Here is an 18,172-nt window from a genome sequence, read left to right on the forward strand (position 1 = left end):
ACACAGCTCAGTAAAGTGTAGTCCTTGTCAGACAAGAGCAACTACATCATTCCTGCGGGAGACTTGCCTAATACTGCGGAATTGGGGGAAGAGAAAGAAGTAGAAAGGGGCGGAAAAGAACTTCCCGCCCGAAGAAAAATTTAACGTTAATCAGTCACAACAGGAACGTAGACATTTATTTCAATGCGTTCGTCTGACTTTGTCACAACCATATAATCGCCTTCGCCACCAAACACCGCGACTGGAGCGCCTTCATATTCCTGTTCTGCAACCTTCTCGAAAGCGGGATTCAATTCCGTCAAGAGTGTCCCGCCATCTTCTATTTCCGAAACAGCCAGAAGGCCGCTGCTTTTCGTCCAGGTAGCGCCTTTTAACGAACTCAGAGGCAAGCTAACGGCATTGGTCAGCTGACTCCCCTCCTCCTCAAAGCTGTATACAGCCCTATCGATAAGCAACAGATCTTTGAATGGGTTGTACGCTAAAAAGCCGGCTGATACCGGAGCATCGACTTGTGCGATGTAATCCAAATACCTAGGGCTGGAAAATGAAATCATGAGTTCAGGGAAGTCATGCGAGAAAAAGTATAAGGCGTCGTCTTTGCCCGAAGCATACCAACCATTCAATGCCGGCGGTACACTGGCCTCAGACAGAATGCGGCCAGTGTTGTCGTACAACCAGGCGCCTTCTGACATTGGAGACGCCATGACGATAACCGCATTTCCTCCGGCTATTATAGAGGTGGGATTACCGACCATGTATGCAAAAAAGCGATTCTCATTTTCCTCATCGAAGTATCTGACTTCACCATTCTTGTACAGAACATAAAGCCGCTTAACGCTATCGGAATAACTCATATCGACGACAGGCTGACTTAAACGCCATGGATTTTTATATCCATGGTCGACAGCGGACCAACGATAGATGGCGTTGCGATCGCCATTCAGAGCAAACACATCCCCTTGCCGATTACCCTGAATGATCGTCGCAACAACCTCAGAATGCATTCTCGCGATATCACACAGACTGACGTCCATGGGCGAGCCATGCTCAATCAGAGCGCATGACGAATCATTGGGATAGTCGTCCAGGGACAATCCTGTCGTCGTATCAGCATCGGTGAAGCCGGGGTTCCATTCATCGGGATAACCGTCGTTATCAGAGTCTTTAGAGGCGGAGATGTCCGCTGGAAAAGCATCGTCACGATTTGGTACGCCGTCGCCATCATCGTCCAGACGGATATCGTAGCTATAAATAAATGTTTCACCGCCATCTTCAACCACAAGCGCCACTTGATTTCCGGCGTCAACCAACGCCTTTGCAACTCCCGGGTATATCCGGTAATCCACTACCTGGCGAGTATCGTCCCACCTAATGAGATAGGTTTTTCCCTCATGAATGTAGGTCGCCAGAATATGTCCTTCAAGCCAGAGAGTCTGCTTGTATTTGTACTCCCCAAACCCGAAGGCATCAGGATCAGTAAAAGGACTTCTAAGCTTAGTTAGGGCGGAGTCTCCGTCTAAGTCATGAATTTGGGCCCGCAGATCAACCAGCGCTCCCCCGTCAGGACTCAACGAAAAATCTCCGTCTTCCAGGCACCTCGCCAACTCGGAGGAGTGCTCAATTGTCGCGGCATCCTTGTTGTAGCGTCTCCAATAGAGACCGCCTTTAGTCACATAATCACCTGATCCGCAGAAATAGTATTCCGTGCCCGGAAATGTCTGGTAACCAAAGAAATAAAGACGGCCAGTCTCAGAATTCCATTGCAGAGTGTATAGCTGATCATTAATAGAAGTACTGCTCTTAACTTGCCCGACTGCGTCCAATAAATAGAGAACATCGGGGCTGTAGTAAGGATCACGGTCACCAGGGACCACAACCCACAAATCGTCGCCGGCCGCGACAAGTTTAATGATATTAAGGCCAGGCTTAGCGAAAGGGCGTTCTGTTTTATCTTTAGTAATATCAATCGCCGTAATTTCGCCGTTCTGATGCCCTAAAAGCAGGCGTTCATGCGATGCGGAATATTCAAAATCGGATATTGGATTTAACAGCGTAATAGGATTGATATAGCGCTGGGTAGTCAGGTCCCATCTATATATCTTGCTTGCATCCTCACTACTCAGGACATACAAAAGACCGGAAGGCCCCGCCTTAAACCTATCGGGAGAGCTTGCCGGCTCCCAATCTTTAGTTCGGCAATCTTCAGATAGATCAGCTTGTGTTCCGACAGAGGCGTCACAGGGATTAGAAGGATTGGAGGGATTAGATGGATTGCTCGTGTCGCCAGAATTATCTCCTTGCCCCCCGCCTGTTTCCACGCTTCCGCTATTGCTGTTATCGGTAGCAGAATTTCCGCCTCCACCACCGCAACCAGGCAAACAAATAAACGCTCCCAAGAGCAACAAAACAGACAAATAACGGGGCAGCATCATAACTTTACTCTAACTTCCACAGACTACATTTGAATAAAAAGCGCGCGATTCTAGCATGCAGTGTATTCAGTAGACAGTGAAAACAAGATAGTTCATCACAGTAAAGTGATCGCCTTAACATAGGGGTCACGGCGTTTGCGCCAGCTAAAGTTTGCAACTATTTTAAATCAAAGCCTTTTTCCCCGTTTCTGCTTTACGGCGATTAAGAAAGAGGATTTAATTCCGTCCCTGACAACTTGTCCTTTTTATTACTCTTCAGCACTTCAGAATTTCATACAGGAAGGGATGAATGGAACCAACGCAAACCTATCAGGCCCATGCGTTTCACGAGCAATTCAATAACGGCAGAGCTTCTGGCTCCCTGACGGTGTCCGGCGGGTTCGTCGAGTTCTCCAATGGCGAGAGTAGCGTTCGCTTTCCTGTCACCGGCGCCCAGGTCAAAATGGGCGGGGCCAGCGATAGGCTGGTTTTTATCACTCATCCCGACTTTCCCGAGTGGAGCCTCTACACCAGCGACCGCAGCATCCTCAATCACCCTGCTCTGCATCAGGATAATCATCTGCAGGGCCAGCTACGCAAGGCGCGTAATGTACGTCGTATTAACTGGTCAGTGCTGGTCATTGTCGTGGCGTTGATCATCGGGACGCCGCTTTCTATTGTCGTTTTTATGGATAGCATCACCGCCGTCGCCGCAAAGCAGGTACCCGCTGAGTGGGAAGAGAAACTGGGCAAGACGGTATTCGGCCAGTATCAGGTAGAGAACGAGCTACTTGAATCCGAAGATGGCAAACAAGCGGTCGCCGCGCTTACTGATCCACTGATTAATGCCATGAAAGATGAGCGTTATACCTACAAGGTTTACGTATCCAACTCATCCGACATCAACGCTTTCGCATTGCCTGGGGGATACATCGTTATTAACTCCGGACTGATCCTGGCCGCGGATAACGCCAGTGAGGTTCTTGGCGTCATGGCGCATGAAATATCACATGTCACGGAGCAGCATGGCGTGCGCAATATTATGGGAGCCGCCGGCACTTACGCGTTGGCTCAGGCGCTGTTCGGCGACGTCAGCGGTCTGCTGGCGACCGTGGCCAACGCAGCGCCGCTATTGCTGAACCAGAGCTATTCCAGAGGGTTTGAGTCGGACGCCGACGCCAAGGGACTGGAATTGCTAAAACGCGCCAATATCGACCCTAAAGGCTTGATTTCCTTCTTCGACAAAATCATCGAAGAAGAGAAAAAGCGCCTTGAGAAAATTGAAGACGAAGACGCCAGGGATCTGATGAAAGACACCATGGGATTCCTGAGCTCGCATCCAGCCACCGAGGATCGCATAGCCGATCTTCAAGAGCGGATCAGTGATCAGGAAGGCGACTACCGCAATCTGGAGCCGGAATTCCAGAGACTGAAGCAACTGGTCAAAGAGTTTGTGGCGGAAAAATAGAGTCCGCTCCATCGAAATTCGAAGAAATAAAGTTATCGACAACGGAGATAGCGCATGAAGGCAGAGATAAAAGGAGGCGCCGCGTTCGGTTACGTGGACGTCGAACTGGAGCCCGGCGAGCAGATCACGGCGGAGTCCGACGCCATGTCCAGCATGTCGGCGGACCTGGATATGGAAACGCGCACCAATGGATCGTTTTTTATCGCCATTCTAAGAAAATTTCTGGGAGGCGAAACCTTCTTCATTAACCGCTTCAGCAATAACACCAGCGGCGTGCGAAAGCTGACCCTGGTGCAGCCCACTCCAGGGGAGGTGCGCTGCGCTGACTTAAATAATGAAACCTTGTGTTTCCAGCCAGGCGCCTTTCTGGCCGCGACGGAAGGCGTCACGCTGGGTGTGCGCTGGGCGGGATTCAAATCCTTCATCGCCAAGGAAGGTCTGTTCAAGCTGGTTGTCTCCGGCACAGGCAAAGTCTGGTACGGAGCCTACGGCGCCCTGCTCGAAAAAGAGATTGATGGCGAGTATATCGTCGACACCAGTCATCTGGTGGCCTATGACCCAGGCCTGAGCCTGCATATCCAGCTAGCCGGCGGCCTTTTCTCCAGCTTCTTCGGCGGCGAAGGTCTGGTAACCCGGGTCGAAGGCAAAGGCAAAGTCATCATTCAAACCCGCAGCATTTCCGGTCTGACCGACTGGATCAACCCGAAACTTTTCTAAGGGGCGCACTATGGACATCGAACTTATCCATCGCCCTGGCAACACCGCGGCGAAAGTCAAACTGGCCCAGGGCGAGATCTGTACGGCGGAGTCTGGCGCCATGATCGCCATGAGCGGCAATATGGACGTCACGACGACAACGCATAAGAAGCAAGGCGGCGGCCTGATGAAAGCGATCAAACGTATGGTCGCAGGCGAATCTTTGTTTCTTAACCACTTCGAACCCAAATCCGGCGACGGTGAAGTCTGGTTCGGCGCGACGCTCGCTGGCGACATGATGGCCTATGAACTGGACAATGAGAGCCTGATCGTACAGGGAGGCTCCTTCATGGCCTGCGAACACAGCGTGGAAATCGATTTAGGCTGGCAAGGGTTCAAGTCTATCCTCTCGGGAGAGAGCATGTTCTGGCTGCATATGAAAGGAAAAGGCAAAGTGCTGCTCAACTCTTTTGGCGCCATTTATCCGGTGGAGGTGGACGGGGAATATATCGTCGATACCGGCCATATCGTCGCCTTCAACGAGACGCTGGATTTCACCATCACCAAAGCCGGCAAAAGCTGGATGCATTCGTTCCTCGGCGGCGAAGGGCTGGTTTGTAAATTCCATGGCAAGGGCACAGTCTGGTGTCAGTCGCATAATCCATCCAGCTTCGGATGGGCGATGTCCTCAGGCTTGAAGCCGCGCAAAGCTTAAGGAGAGTGATGATGAGCACAGCAGCATACCAAGTCACTGTGACAGGTGAGTTGAATCCTGGCGTTACCCGGGAAAGCGCGGTGGAGGCTTTCGCCAAATTGTTCAAGGTCGCGCCTGAGACCGCCGAGCAGATATTTTCCCGCGCCCCGATGGTCGTGAAAAAGGGCATTGATGAAACCACGGCGGATAAAATTCAAATGGCGTTGACTAAAATCGGCGTGCAAAGCCAGGTAGGAATGAGCGAAGCGCCCGCTCCTGCCGTCGTTGCAGCGGAAGAGCCGCAGCCAAACAATGAGATTACCAGGCCAGTTCCGCCTCCTCCTGAACCTGTACCGCAGCCTGCCCCCCCCGCCATGGCTGAGCCTGAAGCGAGCATCGATCAGGAGCAGGATCAACCGGGCTTTAAATTCAAAATTGAAGGGAGACCAGACTTCGCATTCCTGACGGTGCAAGTGCCCGGCGGAAAGACACTCAGGGTGGAAGCCTCCGCAATGGCGACCATGGACACCAACATGGTCATGAAGACCAAGGCGAAAGGCGGCCTGGGCCGCTTCTTAACCTCCGAGTCCATTTTCATCAATGAATTCACCGCTCAAAACGGTCCCGGCGAAATTGGCATCGCGCCAGCGTCTCCGGGAGATCTGGCGCACGTATTTCTACAGGGAGAAACAGTCTTTCTGCAGAACTCCGCATTTGTCGCCTCCGACATGGGCGTGACGGTGGAAACCAAATGGCAAGGGCTGACCAAAGGTTTCTTCTCAGGCGAAAGCCTCTTCCTGATTCGCTGTAGCGGCGATGGCGACCTCTGGTTCAACACTTACGGCGGCATGATCATGCTGGACGTGGATGGCGACTATGTCGTGGACACCGGGAATATCGTCGCGTTTACGGAAGGGCTGGATTACAGCATTACCAAAGTCGGCGGATACAAATCCCTCTTCTTCTCCGGCGAAGGCTTTGTCTGCCGTTTCAGCGGCAAAGGCAAAGTATGGATACAAACCCGCAGCGTACAAGCCTTCACCAGCTGGGTTTACCCATTCAGACCAGTGCAGAACAAGGGATAGATCTTATCTAAACAAGCCTTCGATGAATATCGGAGGCTTCTCTCTACCAATCAATCACCTGCGACTATCAGCGCAAAGGCCAATATGGGGAAAACCTATGGCCGTGCTAGGCTAGCCAAGCAATATCATTACAACGCATCAGGAGTATTAGCTGTGATCAACTGGACCCGTAGAGCCTTTAATGAGTTAACGCTTGATGAACTGTACGCATTATTGCGCCTACGGTCAGAGGTTTTTGTTGTAGAACAGAACTGCCCTTACTTGGATGCGGACGGTGCGGATAAAGACTGCCTGCATTTACTGGGCTGGTCGGACATAGAAGGCGTACAAACGCTGACAGCCTACCTGCGTCTTGCGCCGCCAGGAATAAAGTACACAGAGACCTCCCTGGGCAGAATTGTCACCGCACCATCTGCGCGAGGCGGCGGTTCAGGTAAGAAGCTAATGGCTGAGGGCTTGAGTTGGGCGCGGGAGCTGTATCCGCAACATGACATCAAGATTCAAGCGCAGGCTTACTTGGAAAAGTTTTATCAAAGCTTCGGCTTCGTCACTATTTCCGAGCAGTATGACGAGGACGGCATTCCTCATATTGATATGTTGCTGGCAAAGTAAATTTCTTATGCATGGAAAACCATTCAAGGTTTTCTGTCAGATAGAAGGGCGACGGGCGGCTTCCATGCCTGGGTTTAACAGCGCTTCTGCGTCAATTCCGTTTATAAGTCCGTTTCGACCCAGCCGGGTCTGCGGGCTAATCCTTTTGTGAGTCCATTTGTGAGTCCTTGATGAGAGCGTCCCTCTCCATCCCGTCGCAGGAGTAATATTACTTTTTGCAGCGACAAATACTGTCGCGGACTCGGAATTTTTTTAGCGATTATGACGACGCCAGTGCAGGGCTTTTAATGCATCGATGGCGTGCTGCCCCCAATGAATGCGGAAGCTTTCTTCCCAGTAGCACACGGCTTCTTTGACGTGATGATGATCCCATAAGGACAGGCCGTCTTTCATGTCGCGATAAATATCCGCCAGATCATCGGCGATGTCGCCCGCATTGACGGAAGCGGATTGCATATCAAACGGGTCGTCGATATCGCGATACTGTGCGAATGGCATCGAGCTGAATCGCTGGTAGACTTTCTGCCAAGCGTCGTGGGTCATGGTTTCAAATTCCAGATCCGTCCCCGCCGGCTCAAAAGGCAAATCCAGTATCGTCGCGTAAAGCTTGGCCAGCAGCCTGGTAGCTGTCGCCATTTCTTCATCTTGGGAGCCCGGCGTCGCTTCGCTCCATTGACAATATTCCCGGGCCAATTCTACAAAACGTTGAGTTTGCTCACTGCTGGGTTCTATTGTTTTCAAGTTCAGTTACCTCTGAATATTAGGCTCGTTGTAATTCTATTGCGCAGGCCATTGCACAATTACAGCCGCGATTTTCGCCGCCGACTCATTCTTTATTATCTACGCAAAGACAGAACGCCTTTCGAGTTAATTTGTCACCAACGTTATCAAATACCCCATTGATTCAACAGCTAGTATTAATGCTAGCTCTGTATTCATAAATTCGAATGGAGAATAATGGGCTTCTCTTGCAAATTGCTGACAACACGCCGTTAATCAGCTCAATACAGGATGTTATGACATGAGCGAAAACCTGCACTGCTGGGCCCATAATCCAAAGCAAAACAACGCGATCATTCTATTCGTACACGGGGGTCCCGGAAGCCACTCGCATTATTTCAAAGAGTGGCTGCAACGTTATCCTATTTACAGCGAACATTTTGGCTGGATCTCTTATGACCAGCGCGGTTGCGGACTATCAGCGCAGACGCCCGCGCTCAGTCATCAAGATAACGTCGATGATCTTATCGCCGTCATTCATCGCCTAAGCATCCGCCATCCTGGCTTCTGCGCCGTGGTCGGACACAGTTACGGCGCCAGATTGCTTTATGACGCACTTAAACAAGATGACGCCATTGAGACTAAAGCCGTTTTTCTGGGGAGGTCTCTACGACCGGATATTCCCGCTAAGAGAAACTTCCTGATAGATCAAATCCTGATGAAAGTTTTCCAACGGGATGACTACGCCACGCTGATGCAGGAAGTTGAGTATGATATTCAGAATCCCGCCAGCTTATGGAGCGCCAAACAAGCATTCCGGGATAAGCTGAAACACGAGGATCTGCGAACCTTGTTTTATTGGTCGAACTTTCAGGTCATGGATGAATACGCCGCCATCAAAGCGCAGACGGAGTTACAGGAAAGCGATGAGGTGTTTAAGCAGATTACCGGCTCAATTCACAGTCAGTCAGGGCCGGACGAGGTATATGACTTCGCCAGCTTGAAACAAGACTCTTTGCACATTATGGGCGCGGGCGATTTCGTCATGGCGGGAGACACTTACACAGCGCCGGGGGACAACGCCTATACCGCCAGGATATTTTCCAAGTCAGGACATTATCCGCATCTGGAAGAGCCGGAACCGTTTATCGCGACGCTGGAGCGCTTCCTTCTCCACCGTCGCGCATAACTACCCGCCGCGACTCAATAGGCGTGCGGCGCGTTCTCGCTCTTCCAAATGTAAAACGAGGCTTCTCAGTAACTTCTCAGCCGGACTTTGTTTAAAAACTGAGTCCGCTCATGTTCGTCAGGAATACACTCCGCCATCGCCTGATAAAGCTTGATTTCCGTCGGCGACTCTTCACGGCATTTGCGCACGATACAGCCCGCCAACGGCCCGACATACCGGCTGAGAAGCTGCGTCAAACGCTGCAACTTTTCTTCGCTCAAGGCGGTTCCAACGCTGCTTTTATATTTGGGCTTTGGCCTGTTCGTGTTCGCCGCAGGCGCGGCTGCTTTCTGGCGCGCAGTGGAATCCAGGCTGCGTCCGGGGTGTGTCATAACGTCATTTCTGTGGGCGCGATCAAGAAAAGTATCTCGCTCGGCGCCGTTGGGAATATGCAATGACAGCGTATCGATCATTTCCGGCAGTGAGCGGGAATGCGAGGCGGCATTGCGAATAAGGTGAGTTGAAACCGGCCCCAAGTGTCGCGCCAGCGCGACGGTCAAAATGCCATAGATTTCCGCTGACAGTTGAAGTGGCGATGTTGTTTCAGATTGACCATTGCGCGCACCGCTTCGGCTAGCGCTCTCTTCGGCCGTGTGACTTCCATTCTTCCCATAAACTCTGGTTGCCAAAATATCCATACCATAGCCGCCTGTAATGTTGCTTTCGTTTTTAGTATCAGGAGATGTGAGAGAGTTTCACATTAAGAGAGGCAAGGCCTTGCAAGGCAATACAGAGTCGACCGCATGACATCCCTCTCATACGCCGCGAACACTGCTGGGTTCTGGGCGTGTGGCGGCTCAAACAAAGCATTCCAGGCTTCATGGGCCGCCAAATGAGCAAGCGTCGCATCAAGCGGACAACCGTCATTAATTTGATAAACGATCGCCCGCGCGATGACGTTAAACGCCTACGACGTCACACTCTATCATGATAAAACGTCAGTTTCAGTCCTCTCCTACTTCTACTCCGCCATTTTGTTTGGGGGCATGAGCCAAAATACGATCCGCCAGCCGAGAGAACGGCAAACTCTGAATCCAGACAGTCCCGGTTCCCCGCAGGGTCGCCAGGAACATGCCTTCTCCGCCGAAAAACATACTGCGTATGCCTTTCACCATCTCGATTTCGTAACTGATGGACGGCGTAAACGCCACCAGACAGCCTGTATCCAAACGCAGCGTTTCGTTATCAAGGCGCTTTTCCACCACAGTTCCGCAAGCGTGGATAAAGGCCATGCCGTCCCCTTCCAGCTTTTGCAGCACAAAACCTTCGCCGCCGAAGAAGCCGCTGCCCAGTCGACGATTGAACTCCACGCTAATGCGAGTCCCCATGGCCGCCGCCAGAAAGGAGTCTTTCTGACAGATAATAGTTCCGCCCTGATTGGCCAGATCCACGGGTACGATGCTGCCTGGATACGGCGCCGCAAATGAAACCTGCTGCTTGCCATGGCCGCTGTTGGTGAAGTGAGTCATGAACAGAGACTCCCCGGTCATCATGCGTTTGCCAGCGCTGAACAACTTGGAAAAGAAGCCCTGCTCAGGGTCCGAGCCATCGCCCATCTTGGTTTCGAATTCTATGCCGCCGGTCATGTAGTTCATGGCCCCGGCTTCCGCGATGACGGTTTCGCCTGGGTCCAGCTCCACTTCCACCATTTGCATATCATGGCCGATGATCTTGTAGTCCACCTCGTGGCTGCGCATATCAGTTTTTCTCCTTGCAGTTTTGTTGATGACCTCATAACGCCATAGTTATCAAACAGATGCAAGCCTCCCTCCTCCCGAAAAAGACAGTACAGGTCGTTGTGTTCTGCATTATTGGCCAGGATCGACACAGCCATTGATAAAAGCAGTTCCATCATTGTTTTGCACTCAGCGCACAGCCAATTTCATCACTGCAATTGTCCCGCCGCTGAGGTATAAAGGGAGCGCAAAAATGTTCGGAAACAAAGACTACAACAGGAAGCTTTTAGGCAGGATCAGAACCATGGAACGTACTGAAAGGGAGCAGACTTCGGACAGCAACAAGGCCTTGCGCACATTACGCACCGCGATGCTGGCTGGAGCGGCGGCAATCGCCCTCTACGCACTGCAATTTTCGGCGCTCTCGCAAAAAACGGCAGTGGCCAGCGTTGGACTGATGGTAGCGGGCGCCTTCCTGCTTATGGGCGGCGTACTCGGCTTTATATTCGGCATTCCCCGCACCTTGCAACAAGAGTCAGGCGGAGCAATCAAAGTCGGCGCCAGCGACAGCCTAGGTGCAGGCTACCTCGCCAACACCAATCTTGAACAAATATCCGACTGGCTGACCAAGATGCTGGTTGGCGTCGGCCTGACTCAATTGACCGCCATGCCATCCCACCTGCGCGCGGTAACCAGCTATATTGCGGAAGGCATCGGCGGCGGGCGGGACGCCTCTATCTTCGCCTTATCGGTGCTGCTGTACTTTTCCATCATTGGATTTTTATTCGGTTATCTCTGGACCCGCCTATTTCTCGCCGGCGCTTTTCGTCAGGCGGATCAAACCGCGCTGGGCACATTGTCCGAGCGCATGGAGCGGGCGAACCGCGACATTGAGGAAATCAAGAAACAAACCAAACTGGATGCCGAAGCGCAAAACCTGGTGGACCGCCAGCTTAACCCGAGTTTTGAACTCCCTCCCGCCCCACAACCGGAGCTGGATGAAGCCATCGCCGCCGCCTCGCCGGAAGCCAAAGCGAAAATCTTTTATCAGACCTGGAAAGTGCGTGGAGAAAACTGGCGTAACAATAAACAGCTCATGGAGAAAACCATTCCCATATTCCGCGCACTGGTCAAGTCAGACCCAGACGGACGCTACCATATGAACCATGGGCAACTGGGCTTCGCGTTGAAGGATAAGGTGACGCCGGAATGGGAGAATGCGCTAACAGAACTGTCCTGCGCCATTGATATTCGCGGCGGCAATAAGGAAGAAGGCTGGAGATACTATGAGTTCAATCGCGCTATCTGCCGCATTAACCTGGATGAGGACTTTCGCAGCAACCAAGCCTCTGCTCCGCCTGTGCGCAAAGCTATAGTGGCGGATCTAAAGGAAGCAATCGCGCACGACTTTACCGATTTGGTCAGCGCCAACGAAAACATTCAGGCATGGATGCAGCTGAATCAGGTCAGCATGGAAGATATCGTCGCCTGAGCAGTGAGAGCGTAATGGGAAGTCTTATCAGGCTTCCCATCGACTTGGATCACTCTAACTCGACGATCTCAAATTCTTTCTCCTGCCCCGCTGCGACAAGCACAACCACGTCGCCCACCATTTTCCCCATCAGTTTCATACCAATGGGAGAATGCCGCGTAATAACCAACACCTCTTGCTCATCCAGCAGAAACTTATACCCTGCCGCTTCAGGCCCCACGAACAAACGACGCTCGGAGCCGTCTTCCGCTTCCAATGTGACTAACGCAAAAACGCCGACCTCGTCTTGATCAGTAAAACGCTTGGGCGGGGTATTTTGATAAGAGGCGAGCGCCAGTTCCAGTTCCCTCACGCGCCGTGATTGCCCTTCCGCCAGGTAAGACGCCTCCAGACCGAAAGTGTCGTATTTGTTTTCCGCAACGCTTTCTGTATGGGTGGCGGTTTCATGAGCGGTATTGGCCGCCTGCTGGGCGACAGCCAGGTCGTCCTGCAGTTTGGCGATAATCTGTTGGTGAATTTTCTCTTTTCGCATGGTCCTAAAGCACAACGGCGCAGAAAACGAAGAACATGATTAAAACGGCGATACGCCGCGGCAGACAAGCGCTGATACGCAACAGCCTATCCATTCAGAAAAATAGAAGGAGACAGCGGGTCCGCCGGATGAATAAATAAACCAGAATCGTATTCCTGTCCATATCCGCCGTTCAAAGAGCCGGATTACAGCCGCAAAAAAGCCCGGAACCGCACAAGGCGGCGCCGGGCTAAGCGCTATGGGTTTACCAACCAAGGATCAGTGGATTATTTGATCCAGTGTTTACCCCAGTGAGTAATGTCGTAGGAAGAAGCGCTGGAGCTGGAGCTCGCGCTGAATGCGCGCATAGCTGCAACACCTTCGTCTTTCTTCGCCGCAGCTTCGATTTCATCATCGATAACTTTGGTGGACAGAGACAACCAGCTGGTTACGAACGCCACTGCGTCGATGTTGATTTCCAGTGCGTCCTGCGCGATGTTATTGATATCGTCGCAAGCTTGGTGGTAGCAATGGTCCAGAGCAACGCCAGCGTCGCCGCCGTATTTCTCCGCCTGCTCTTCAGTCTTCGCGACTTCCGCGCCAGTGAACAGACCGCCGAAGGCTACGCCGTCAGTGAAGAACTGCGCATAGTCGGAACGGAAGCTGATCTCGGTGCCTTCATAAGGCAGCGCACGCAGCTTGTAGTAGTCTTCGAACAGTTTTTCAGTGGCTTTGGACCCAGGAGGACCTTCCAGACCGAAGTCAGAACCGTCGCCGTCATAAATCATATAAGCGAAGTTCGGAGAAGCGATCATATCGAAGTTCAGGTAGACCTTGATTTTCTTAAGCTCGTCTTCCGGCAGGTTCTGCACGTAGTGTGTAGAGCCAACCAGACCTGATTCCTCAGCGCCCCACCATGCGAAGCGGATTTTGTTGCGTGGATGCGCGCGACGCATTTGCAGCGCCATTTCCAGCAACGCTGCGCTACCGGAACCGTTATCGTTGATGCCAGCGCCTTCATAGACGGAGTCAAGGTGCGAACCGACCATGACGACGTTGTCCGGATTGCCTCTTCTGGACTCGGCGATCACGTTAACTGTCTCGGTTTGCTTTCTCACGACGTCAGTCACGACGTGCATCTGCAAGCCTTCAGTTCCGGACCATGCAACACCGTTGTCGTAGGTCGCGAACACAACAGGAATGCCGCCAGTGTAATCATCGCCCAAGGTAGCATTCATCAGACCTTTGCGGTCTTCAGTATTGCCCTGGTTGAAGATGATGACGCCGATTGCGCCAGCCGCCGCTGCATTTTCCGCTTTGATCTGGAAAGTACAGGAACCGCGCTGAACCAATGCGATGGAGCCTGCCGGGAAGCCGGCGAAGTCTTCCGCTTCACATCCACTGGTAGAGCCGTTATCCGGACCCAACGCCAGATCAACCGCCGCCACAGGACCTGTTACATCGCCTGCGTCGGTTTGCGACAGATAAGAGAAGTCAACTTCCCACTCATAGGAAGTGGTGTCTGGAGCAGTGGATTCCAGAGTTCCCGGACCCTGCGGATAGAACGCGTTGAACGGGAATGGAGCCAGCGTCACGTTGTAACCCGCGCTTTCCAGCGTGGATTTGATGTAGTCGACGGAAGCCTCGTAACCCGGCAAGCCAGCGGCGCGAGTGCCGTCGTTAGCGCCGGCGATATCGTTCAGCATTTGCAGGTGCGCCATGACGTTTTTAGCCTGCATACAACGAGGCAGTCCCCATGGGGAGTTATTTAAAACGCCAAAGCGGCATTCCAGTGGATGCAGGCGGTCTGGGCTCCAGAATTCGTTCAAGAGATCACTGCGTGAAGGGGGAGCCGAATGAGCGGCGGTGGCGAGAGCAAGAGTAAGGGAGCTCAAAGCCATGGATAGGCTTGTCTTCTTCGTTAGCATTTATTCCTCCAGTCCATATAGGAGATTTATTTTTATCTGATAGGCCTGCTTTTGGCCGGCTATCATTTTCGCCCTATACAACTCCTCTTAGGCGCGATCAGTCTATAGTAGTCAGATTGAGTCTATGCGGAAGGGGTTAGTCCGGGCTTTAGGTAGGTAATTACCGAAGGCCGTTATCCCTCACGTTTAATTAATGTGAAGAGGCTCACACTTTATAATGTCAACCCTTAGTGGACTATCCCAATAGTCTCGACTGGACAATGGGTTAGCGCGCATAAATCGCATTCTCGGCCTTCTCAATCGGCTTCCTGCAAGGCTTTATGTGCCATAATACGCCGCCTGATAAGTCATATAACAACACAGCAAACACACACAGTTAAGGAGTCCACGATGAGCGAGTTATTGAGTTATGAACTCAAGGACAGTATTGCCGTCATCACGCTAAATAACGGCAAGGTCAACGCTATTTCCCCGCAATTGATCGAAGAGTTCAACGCAGCATTAGACGCGGCGGAACAGAGTAAGGCCGTGGTGGTCATCACAGGAACACCGGGCATGCTCTCCGGCGGCTATGACTTGAAAGTCATGACGCAAAGCATGGAGTCAGCGATGGCGCTGGTTAAACAAGGGTCCACCCTGTCTCACCGCCTGCTTTCTTTTCCCATGCCCATTATCGTCGCCTGCCCAGGTCACGCCGTCGCCAAAGGCGCCTTCCTGTTGCTGTCCGCAGACCTGCGCATTGGCGTCGAAGGCCCCTATAAAATAGGCCTGAATGAAGTGGCGATCGGCATGACCATGCATCACGCCGGCATCTCTATCGCCCGCGCGCGTCTGGCGCCGGTATACCTCAACCGTTGCGTCATCAACGCGGAAATGTTTGCGCCTCAACAGGCCAGAGAAGCCGGCTTCCTGGATATCGTCGTAGAAGAGTCAGAACTGATGGCGAGGGCGATGGATGAAGCCAAGAAAATGACGGCGTTGAATTTGAAAGCGCACAAGAACACCAAACTGAAAGTACGCAGCGCGTTCTTGAGCGAATTGGCGGAAGCCATTGAGAAAGACGCAACCGGATCACTGTAATCCCAAACGCCACAGGCGCGCCCGCTCATGGTTAAGCTTTCAAAGTAAACCGATAACAGCAGCGACGCGCGCCTTTCAACACATGTTCCGTACGCTCCACCGTTGCAAGCTCTTCGAAACAGCGCTGGAAATTTTGCAGCTCCGCTCGACATAATCCCTGACAATGCTGCGCCGCCACGCAAACAGGACAATGGTTTTCCACCAGATACCAGACGCCTTCGTCCTGCTCAAAAAACGCGGCCGCCATATATCCTTCCGCACTGCGCAGCTCCGCCAGTTTGGCGATTCGGTCTGACACATCAGGATACACAGATAGCGCCGTTAAATAGCTCTGCAATTGTTTGGCGTTGCGCGCCTCAATGAGCTTATCCAACCCCTCTTCCCCAAACACCTCACGGGTGGATGCGATCAAGTCGACGGTCAGATTGGCGTGACTATCCGGAAATCGACCCTGCGCCTTTTCCGTCAGACGCCAGACCGCGACAGGGCGTCCACGCGCCTTCCTTTCCTCTACGCTATACAAAAGGCCCTCTTGCTCCAGCTTTGCAATGTGCTGCCTGGCGCCCATGGTGGTCATGCCCAACATCCCGCCTAATTCGGGAGCGCTGGCCGGCCCTCGGGATTTAATCAAGTACAGAATGCGCTCGCCGCTGTCTTCCTGGGTCGTCAAAGAAGTCTCGCTCCTACAATGAATGGATAGCGCGTCAGTATACGTTGATAGGAAAAATTTAGTAAAGCGATAGCTTTACTAAAGAAAAGAACAGGAATAATCTATTTGGAAAGCAAACGCTTTACTAAATAAACCTAACAACAAATACGCCCCCAGGGCGACAATGGAGAACGAATCATGTATCTGGAACACGCTAACATCACCGTTGAATCCATCGAAAAGTCCATGGAGTTTTTGCAAGCCGCTTTCCCCGACTTTGCATTACGGGGCGAAGGCGATCTGATGAGTCAAAACGGCAGATGGGCCCATGTGGGCAATGACCGCTTCTACTTCGCGCTACAGCAGTGCGATAACCACCTGAGCGATGTCAGCACCCGCTATATCAACGACGGCATTAACCATATTGGCATGGTGGTGGAGGATCTTGATGGCGTGACAGGACGGTTGCAGCAGCGCGGTTACGATGGTTATGAAACAGAGGCGCATCCGTTTCGCCGCAGGGCCTATTATTTCGACCCTAATGGCATCGAGTGGGAATTTGTACAATATCTGAGCGAAAACCCTGCGGAGAAGAACCGTTATTAGAGCGCCCAGGCAACGCCACATCTATTAAGCGTTAAACGCCCCGTTCATGGGGCGTTTCATGGCGATACCAGAAAAGTTGTCGATATAGCGATCAACGTGCAGAAAAAGTCCATTTATCGGGCATTTATTTAACAAAGTTTCACAAATAACCGCGAAATAATTATCGGAGAAACCCGCCGCCATCGGATACCATGGCTCTACATTATTACAAGAACTGAGAGTGCTATGACCAAGTTAGTTTTCCGGGTCGCAGTCAAGCAAAGTGAGAAAGCGGACTACTTCTCGTCGATACCCGGACTTCTGGTTTGCGGCGTGGGAGGCACGCTGGAGGAAACGCTGGCCAACACCCAGCTCATCATCGCTGACTACCTAAAAGACAGCATCAATGCCCCTGTTGCGGCGCTAGCGGACACTAAGGTCACTTATACCGACGTCACCTGGCATATCGTCGAAATTAACCGTCCATAATTTCAGATTACTCTGGGCATAGCATCACACGAACGCAGCTTGCGCACGTTTAGGCGCCGAGCTTCAATCCACGCTACTGACAGCCAAGCGACATTTCTTCATACCCGACGACAAGGTCAGCGGAGACGACGACTCTTCGCAAAGTATCGCTGCTTTTCTCATAAAACCAGAGAGATTGATCTCCGCCTTGGGAGACACTGACCCGTGTATCGCTGTTCCTTAATACTTTGTCACAAGAGGGGACCGGAAAGCGCATTAGTAAAGCAATTTCTCGACTGACGGCATCTTCAACCCGCCCAGCGAACTCGCTCCACTGAATTAAATATCCAACTCCAAACCCTAGCGAGAGGCAAAGCACCGCCACAATAACTGTCTTCATCTGCACACTCTGATATCCAACAAGCTTCAGACAGATAATTTACAGCATTAGAGAAAATAAAACGCTTTCCCATATTCGCCCAATGCTGAGACTCAGGATATTCCTCAGCTCTGGCGTTATGGAGAAACGCTCTTGTGAGCGCTTCCCTTCAGCGACAAAAATGCATAAGACGCGGCATGGTTTCAGTATGTAGTCTTATACGCATTCGCTAAAAAGAGCAAAAACGGCCAACAAGCGTTGCGCAAGGCCCGGAATATGTAGCCCTGCAAAGTATTTGGCCTAAAAAGTCGGCGACAAAAGTTTGTATGACGCATATACCGCGCGCCTTTACCAATGGGCCACAACTGTGAACAGTCGCCGGGATTCGAACCCGGAAATTCGCAGCCCCGATGTAGTCATACGGGCATTCGCCGACTTACCAAAGAACCCTTGCATCAGATGCAAAAGCGCTTTCCCATAATTTACTCAT

The 18,172-nt window shown here is 52.0% G+C and carries 17 protein-coding genes; 10 read left to right on the forward strand and 7 right to left on the reverse strand.

All coding sequences use genetic code 11. From position 1 onward, the window contains the following. Nucleotides 1–146: 146 nt before the first annotated feature. The gene (locus ACQYWX_RS23050) at nt 147–2,432 is read right to left on the reverse strand and encodes a hypothetical protein (protein WP_431686470.1); all 2,286 of its coding nucleotides are present in this window, start codon (nt 2,430–2,432) and stop codon (nt 147–149) included. Nucleotides 2,433–2,721: 289 nt separating this feature from the next. Here ACQYWX_RS23050 and ACQYWX_RS23055 point away from each other — a divergent pair, with 289 nt between their 5' ends. The 5 genes from ACQYWX_RS23055 (at nt 2,722) to ACQYWX_RS23075 (ending at nt 6,966) form a co-directional block, all read left to right on the forward strand. Further along, nucleotides 2,722–3,879, forward strand: coding sequence for a M48 family metallopeptidase (locus ACQYWX_RS23055; RefSeq protein WP_431686471.1), 1,158 nt, complete (start codon nt 2,722–2,724; stop codon nt 3,877–3,879). Nucleotides 3,880–3,933: 54 nt separating this feature from the next. Next, complete coding sequence (locus ACQYWX_RS23060; protein WP_431686472.1) at nt 3,934–4,596, forward strand: TIGR00266 family protein; 663 nt, start codon at nt 3,934–3,936, stop codon at nt 4,594–4,596. 10 nt (nt 4,597–4,606) lie between these two features. Beyond that, entirely contained in the window at nt 4,607–5,290 is a 684-nt protein-coding gene (locus tag ACQYWX_RS23065) for a TIGR00266 family protein (RefSeq protein ID WP_127972911.1), read from the forward strand. A gap of 11 nt (nt 5,291–5,301) precedes the next feature. Beyond that, nucleotides 5,302–6,354 carry a TIGR00266 family protein gene (locus tag ACQYWX_RS23070; protein WP_431686473.1) on the forward strand — a complete coding sequence of 351 codons (1,053 nt, stop codon included), beginning with the start codon at nt 5,302–5,304 and terminating at the stop codon, nt 6,352–6,354. A gap of 153 nt (nt 6,355–6,507) precedes the next feature. Next, nucleotides 6,508–6,966, forward strand: a complete 459-nt coding sequence (locus ACQYWX_RS23075; RefSeq protein ID WP_431686474.1) for a GNAT family N-acetyltransferase — start codon at nt 6,508–6,510, stop codon at nt 6,964–6,966. Nucleotides 6,967–7,218: 252 nt separating this feature from the next. Here ACQYWX_RS23075 and ACQYWX_RS23080 read toward each other — a convergent pair whose 3' ends face one another. Beyond that, a complete protein-coding gene (locus ACQYWX_RS23080; protein ID WP_431686475.1) occupies nt 7,219–7,707 on the reverse strand; it encodes a DUF5063 domain-containing protein in 489 nt (162 codons plus the stop codon). Between the two features lie 280 nt (nt 7,708–7,987). Between ACQYWX_RS23080 and ACQYWX_RS23085 the strand changes: the two genes are divergently transcribed. Next, complete coding sequence (locus ACQYWX_RS23085) at nt 7,988–8,875, forward strand: alpha/beta fold hydrolase (protein WP_431686476.1); 888 nt, start codon at nt 7,988–7,990, stop codon at nt 8,873–8,875. A gap of 65 nt (nt 8,876–8,940) precedes the next feature. Here ACQYWX_RS23085 and ACQYWX_RS23090 read toward each other — a convergent pair whose 3' ends face one another. Together ACQYWX_RS23090 and ACQYWX_RS23095 are read right to left on the reverse strand one after the other, a co-directional pair. Continuing rightward, nucleotides 8,941–9,414, reverse strand: coding sequence for a hypothetical protein (locus tag ACQYWX_RS23090; protein WP_216739528.1), 474 nt, complete (start codon nt 9,412–9,414; stop codon nt 8,941–8,943). Between the two features lie 444 nt (nt 9,415–9,858). Then, complete coding sequence (locus ACQYWX_RS23095) at nt 9,859–10,611, reverse strand: TIGR00266 family protein (RefSeq protein WP_216739527.1); 753 nt, start codon at nt 10,609–10,611, stop codon at nt 9,859–9,861. Nucleotides 10,612–10,894: 283 nt separating this feature from the next. Here ACQYWX_RS23095 and ACQYWX_RS23100 point away from each other — a divergent pair, with 283 nt between their 5' ends. Further along, the gene (locus tag ACQYWX_RS23100; protein WP_431686477.1) at nt 10,895–12,082 is read left to right on the forward strand and encodes a hypothetical protein; all 1,188 of its coding nucleotides are present in this window, start codon (nt 10,895–10,897) and stop codon (nt 12,080–12,082) included. Between the two features lie 49 nt (nt 12,083–12,131). On the opposite strand, the gene ACQYWX_RS23105 is transcribed toward ACQYWX_RS23100, so the two are convergent. Both ACQYWX_RS23105 and ACQYWX_RS23110 read right to left on the reverse strand, forming a co-directional pair. Then, nucleotides 12,132–12,614 (reverse strand): GreA/GreB family elongation factor, encoded by a 483-nt coding sequence (locus ACQYWX_RS23105; RefSeq protein ID WP_431686478.1) that lies wholly within the window; start codon nt 12,612–12,614, stop codon nt 12,132–12,134. A 266-nt stretch (nt 12,615–12,880) separates the two neighbouring features. Further along, nucleotides 12,881–14,521 (reverse strand): M28 family metallopeptidase, encoded by a 1,641-nt coding sequence (locus tag ACQYWX_RS23110; protein WP_216739524.1) that lies wholly within the window; start codon nt 14,519–14,521, stop codon nt 12,881–12,883. A 390-nt stretch (nt 14,522–14,911) separates the two neighbouring features. Between ACQYWX_RS23110 and ACQYWX_RS23115 the strand changes: the two genes are divergently transcribed. Then, on the forward strand, nt 14,912–15,601 hold the full coding sequence (locus ACQYWX_RS23115; protein ID WP_431686479.1) for a crotonase/enoyl-CoA hydratase family protein: 690 nt from the start codon (nt 14,912–14,914) through the stop codon (nt 15,599–15,601). A gap of 31 nt (nt 15,602–15,632) precedes the next feature. On the opposite strand, the gene ACQYWX_RS23120 is transcribed toward ACQYWX_RS23115, so the two are convergent. Then, nucleotides 15,633–16,271, reverse strand: a complete 639-nt coding sequence (locus ACQYWX_RS23120) for a helix-turn-helix transcriptional regulator (protein WP_431686480.1) — start codon at nt 16,269–16,271, stop codon at nt 15,633–15,635. A 177-nt stretch (nt 16,272–16,448) separates the two neighbouring features. Between ACQYWX_RS23120 and ACQYWX_RS23125 the strand changes: the two genes are divergently transcribed. Then, nucleotides 16,449–16,856 carry a VOC family protein gene (locus ACQYWX_RS23125; protein WP_216739521.1) on the forward strand — a complete coding sequence of 136 codons (408 nt, stop codon included), beginning with the start codon at nt 16,449–16,451 and terminating at the stop codon, nt 16,854–16,856. A gap of 225 nt (nt 16,857–17,081) precedes the next feature. After that, a complete protein-coding gene (locus tag ACQYWX_RS23130; RefSeq protein WP_216739520.1) occupies nt 17,082–17,324 on the forward strand; it encodes a hypothetical protein in 243 nt (80 codons plus the stop codon). Nucleotides 17,325–18,172: the final 848 nt, after the last annotated feature.

The organism is Hahella sp. NBU794, from assembly GCF_050749805.1.
GTDB lineage: Bacteria > Pseudomonadota > Gammaproteobacteria > Pseudomonadales > Oleiphilaceae > Hahella.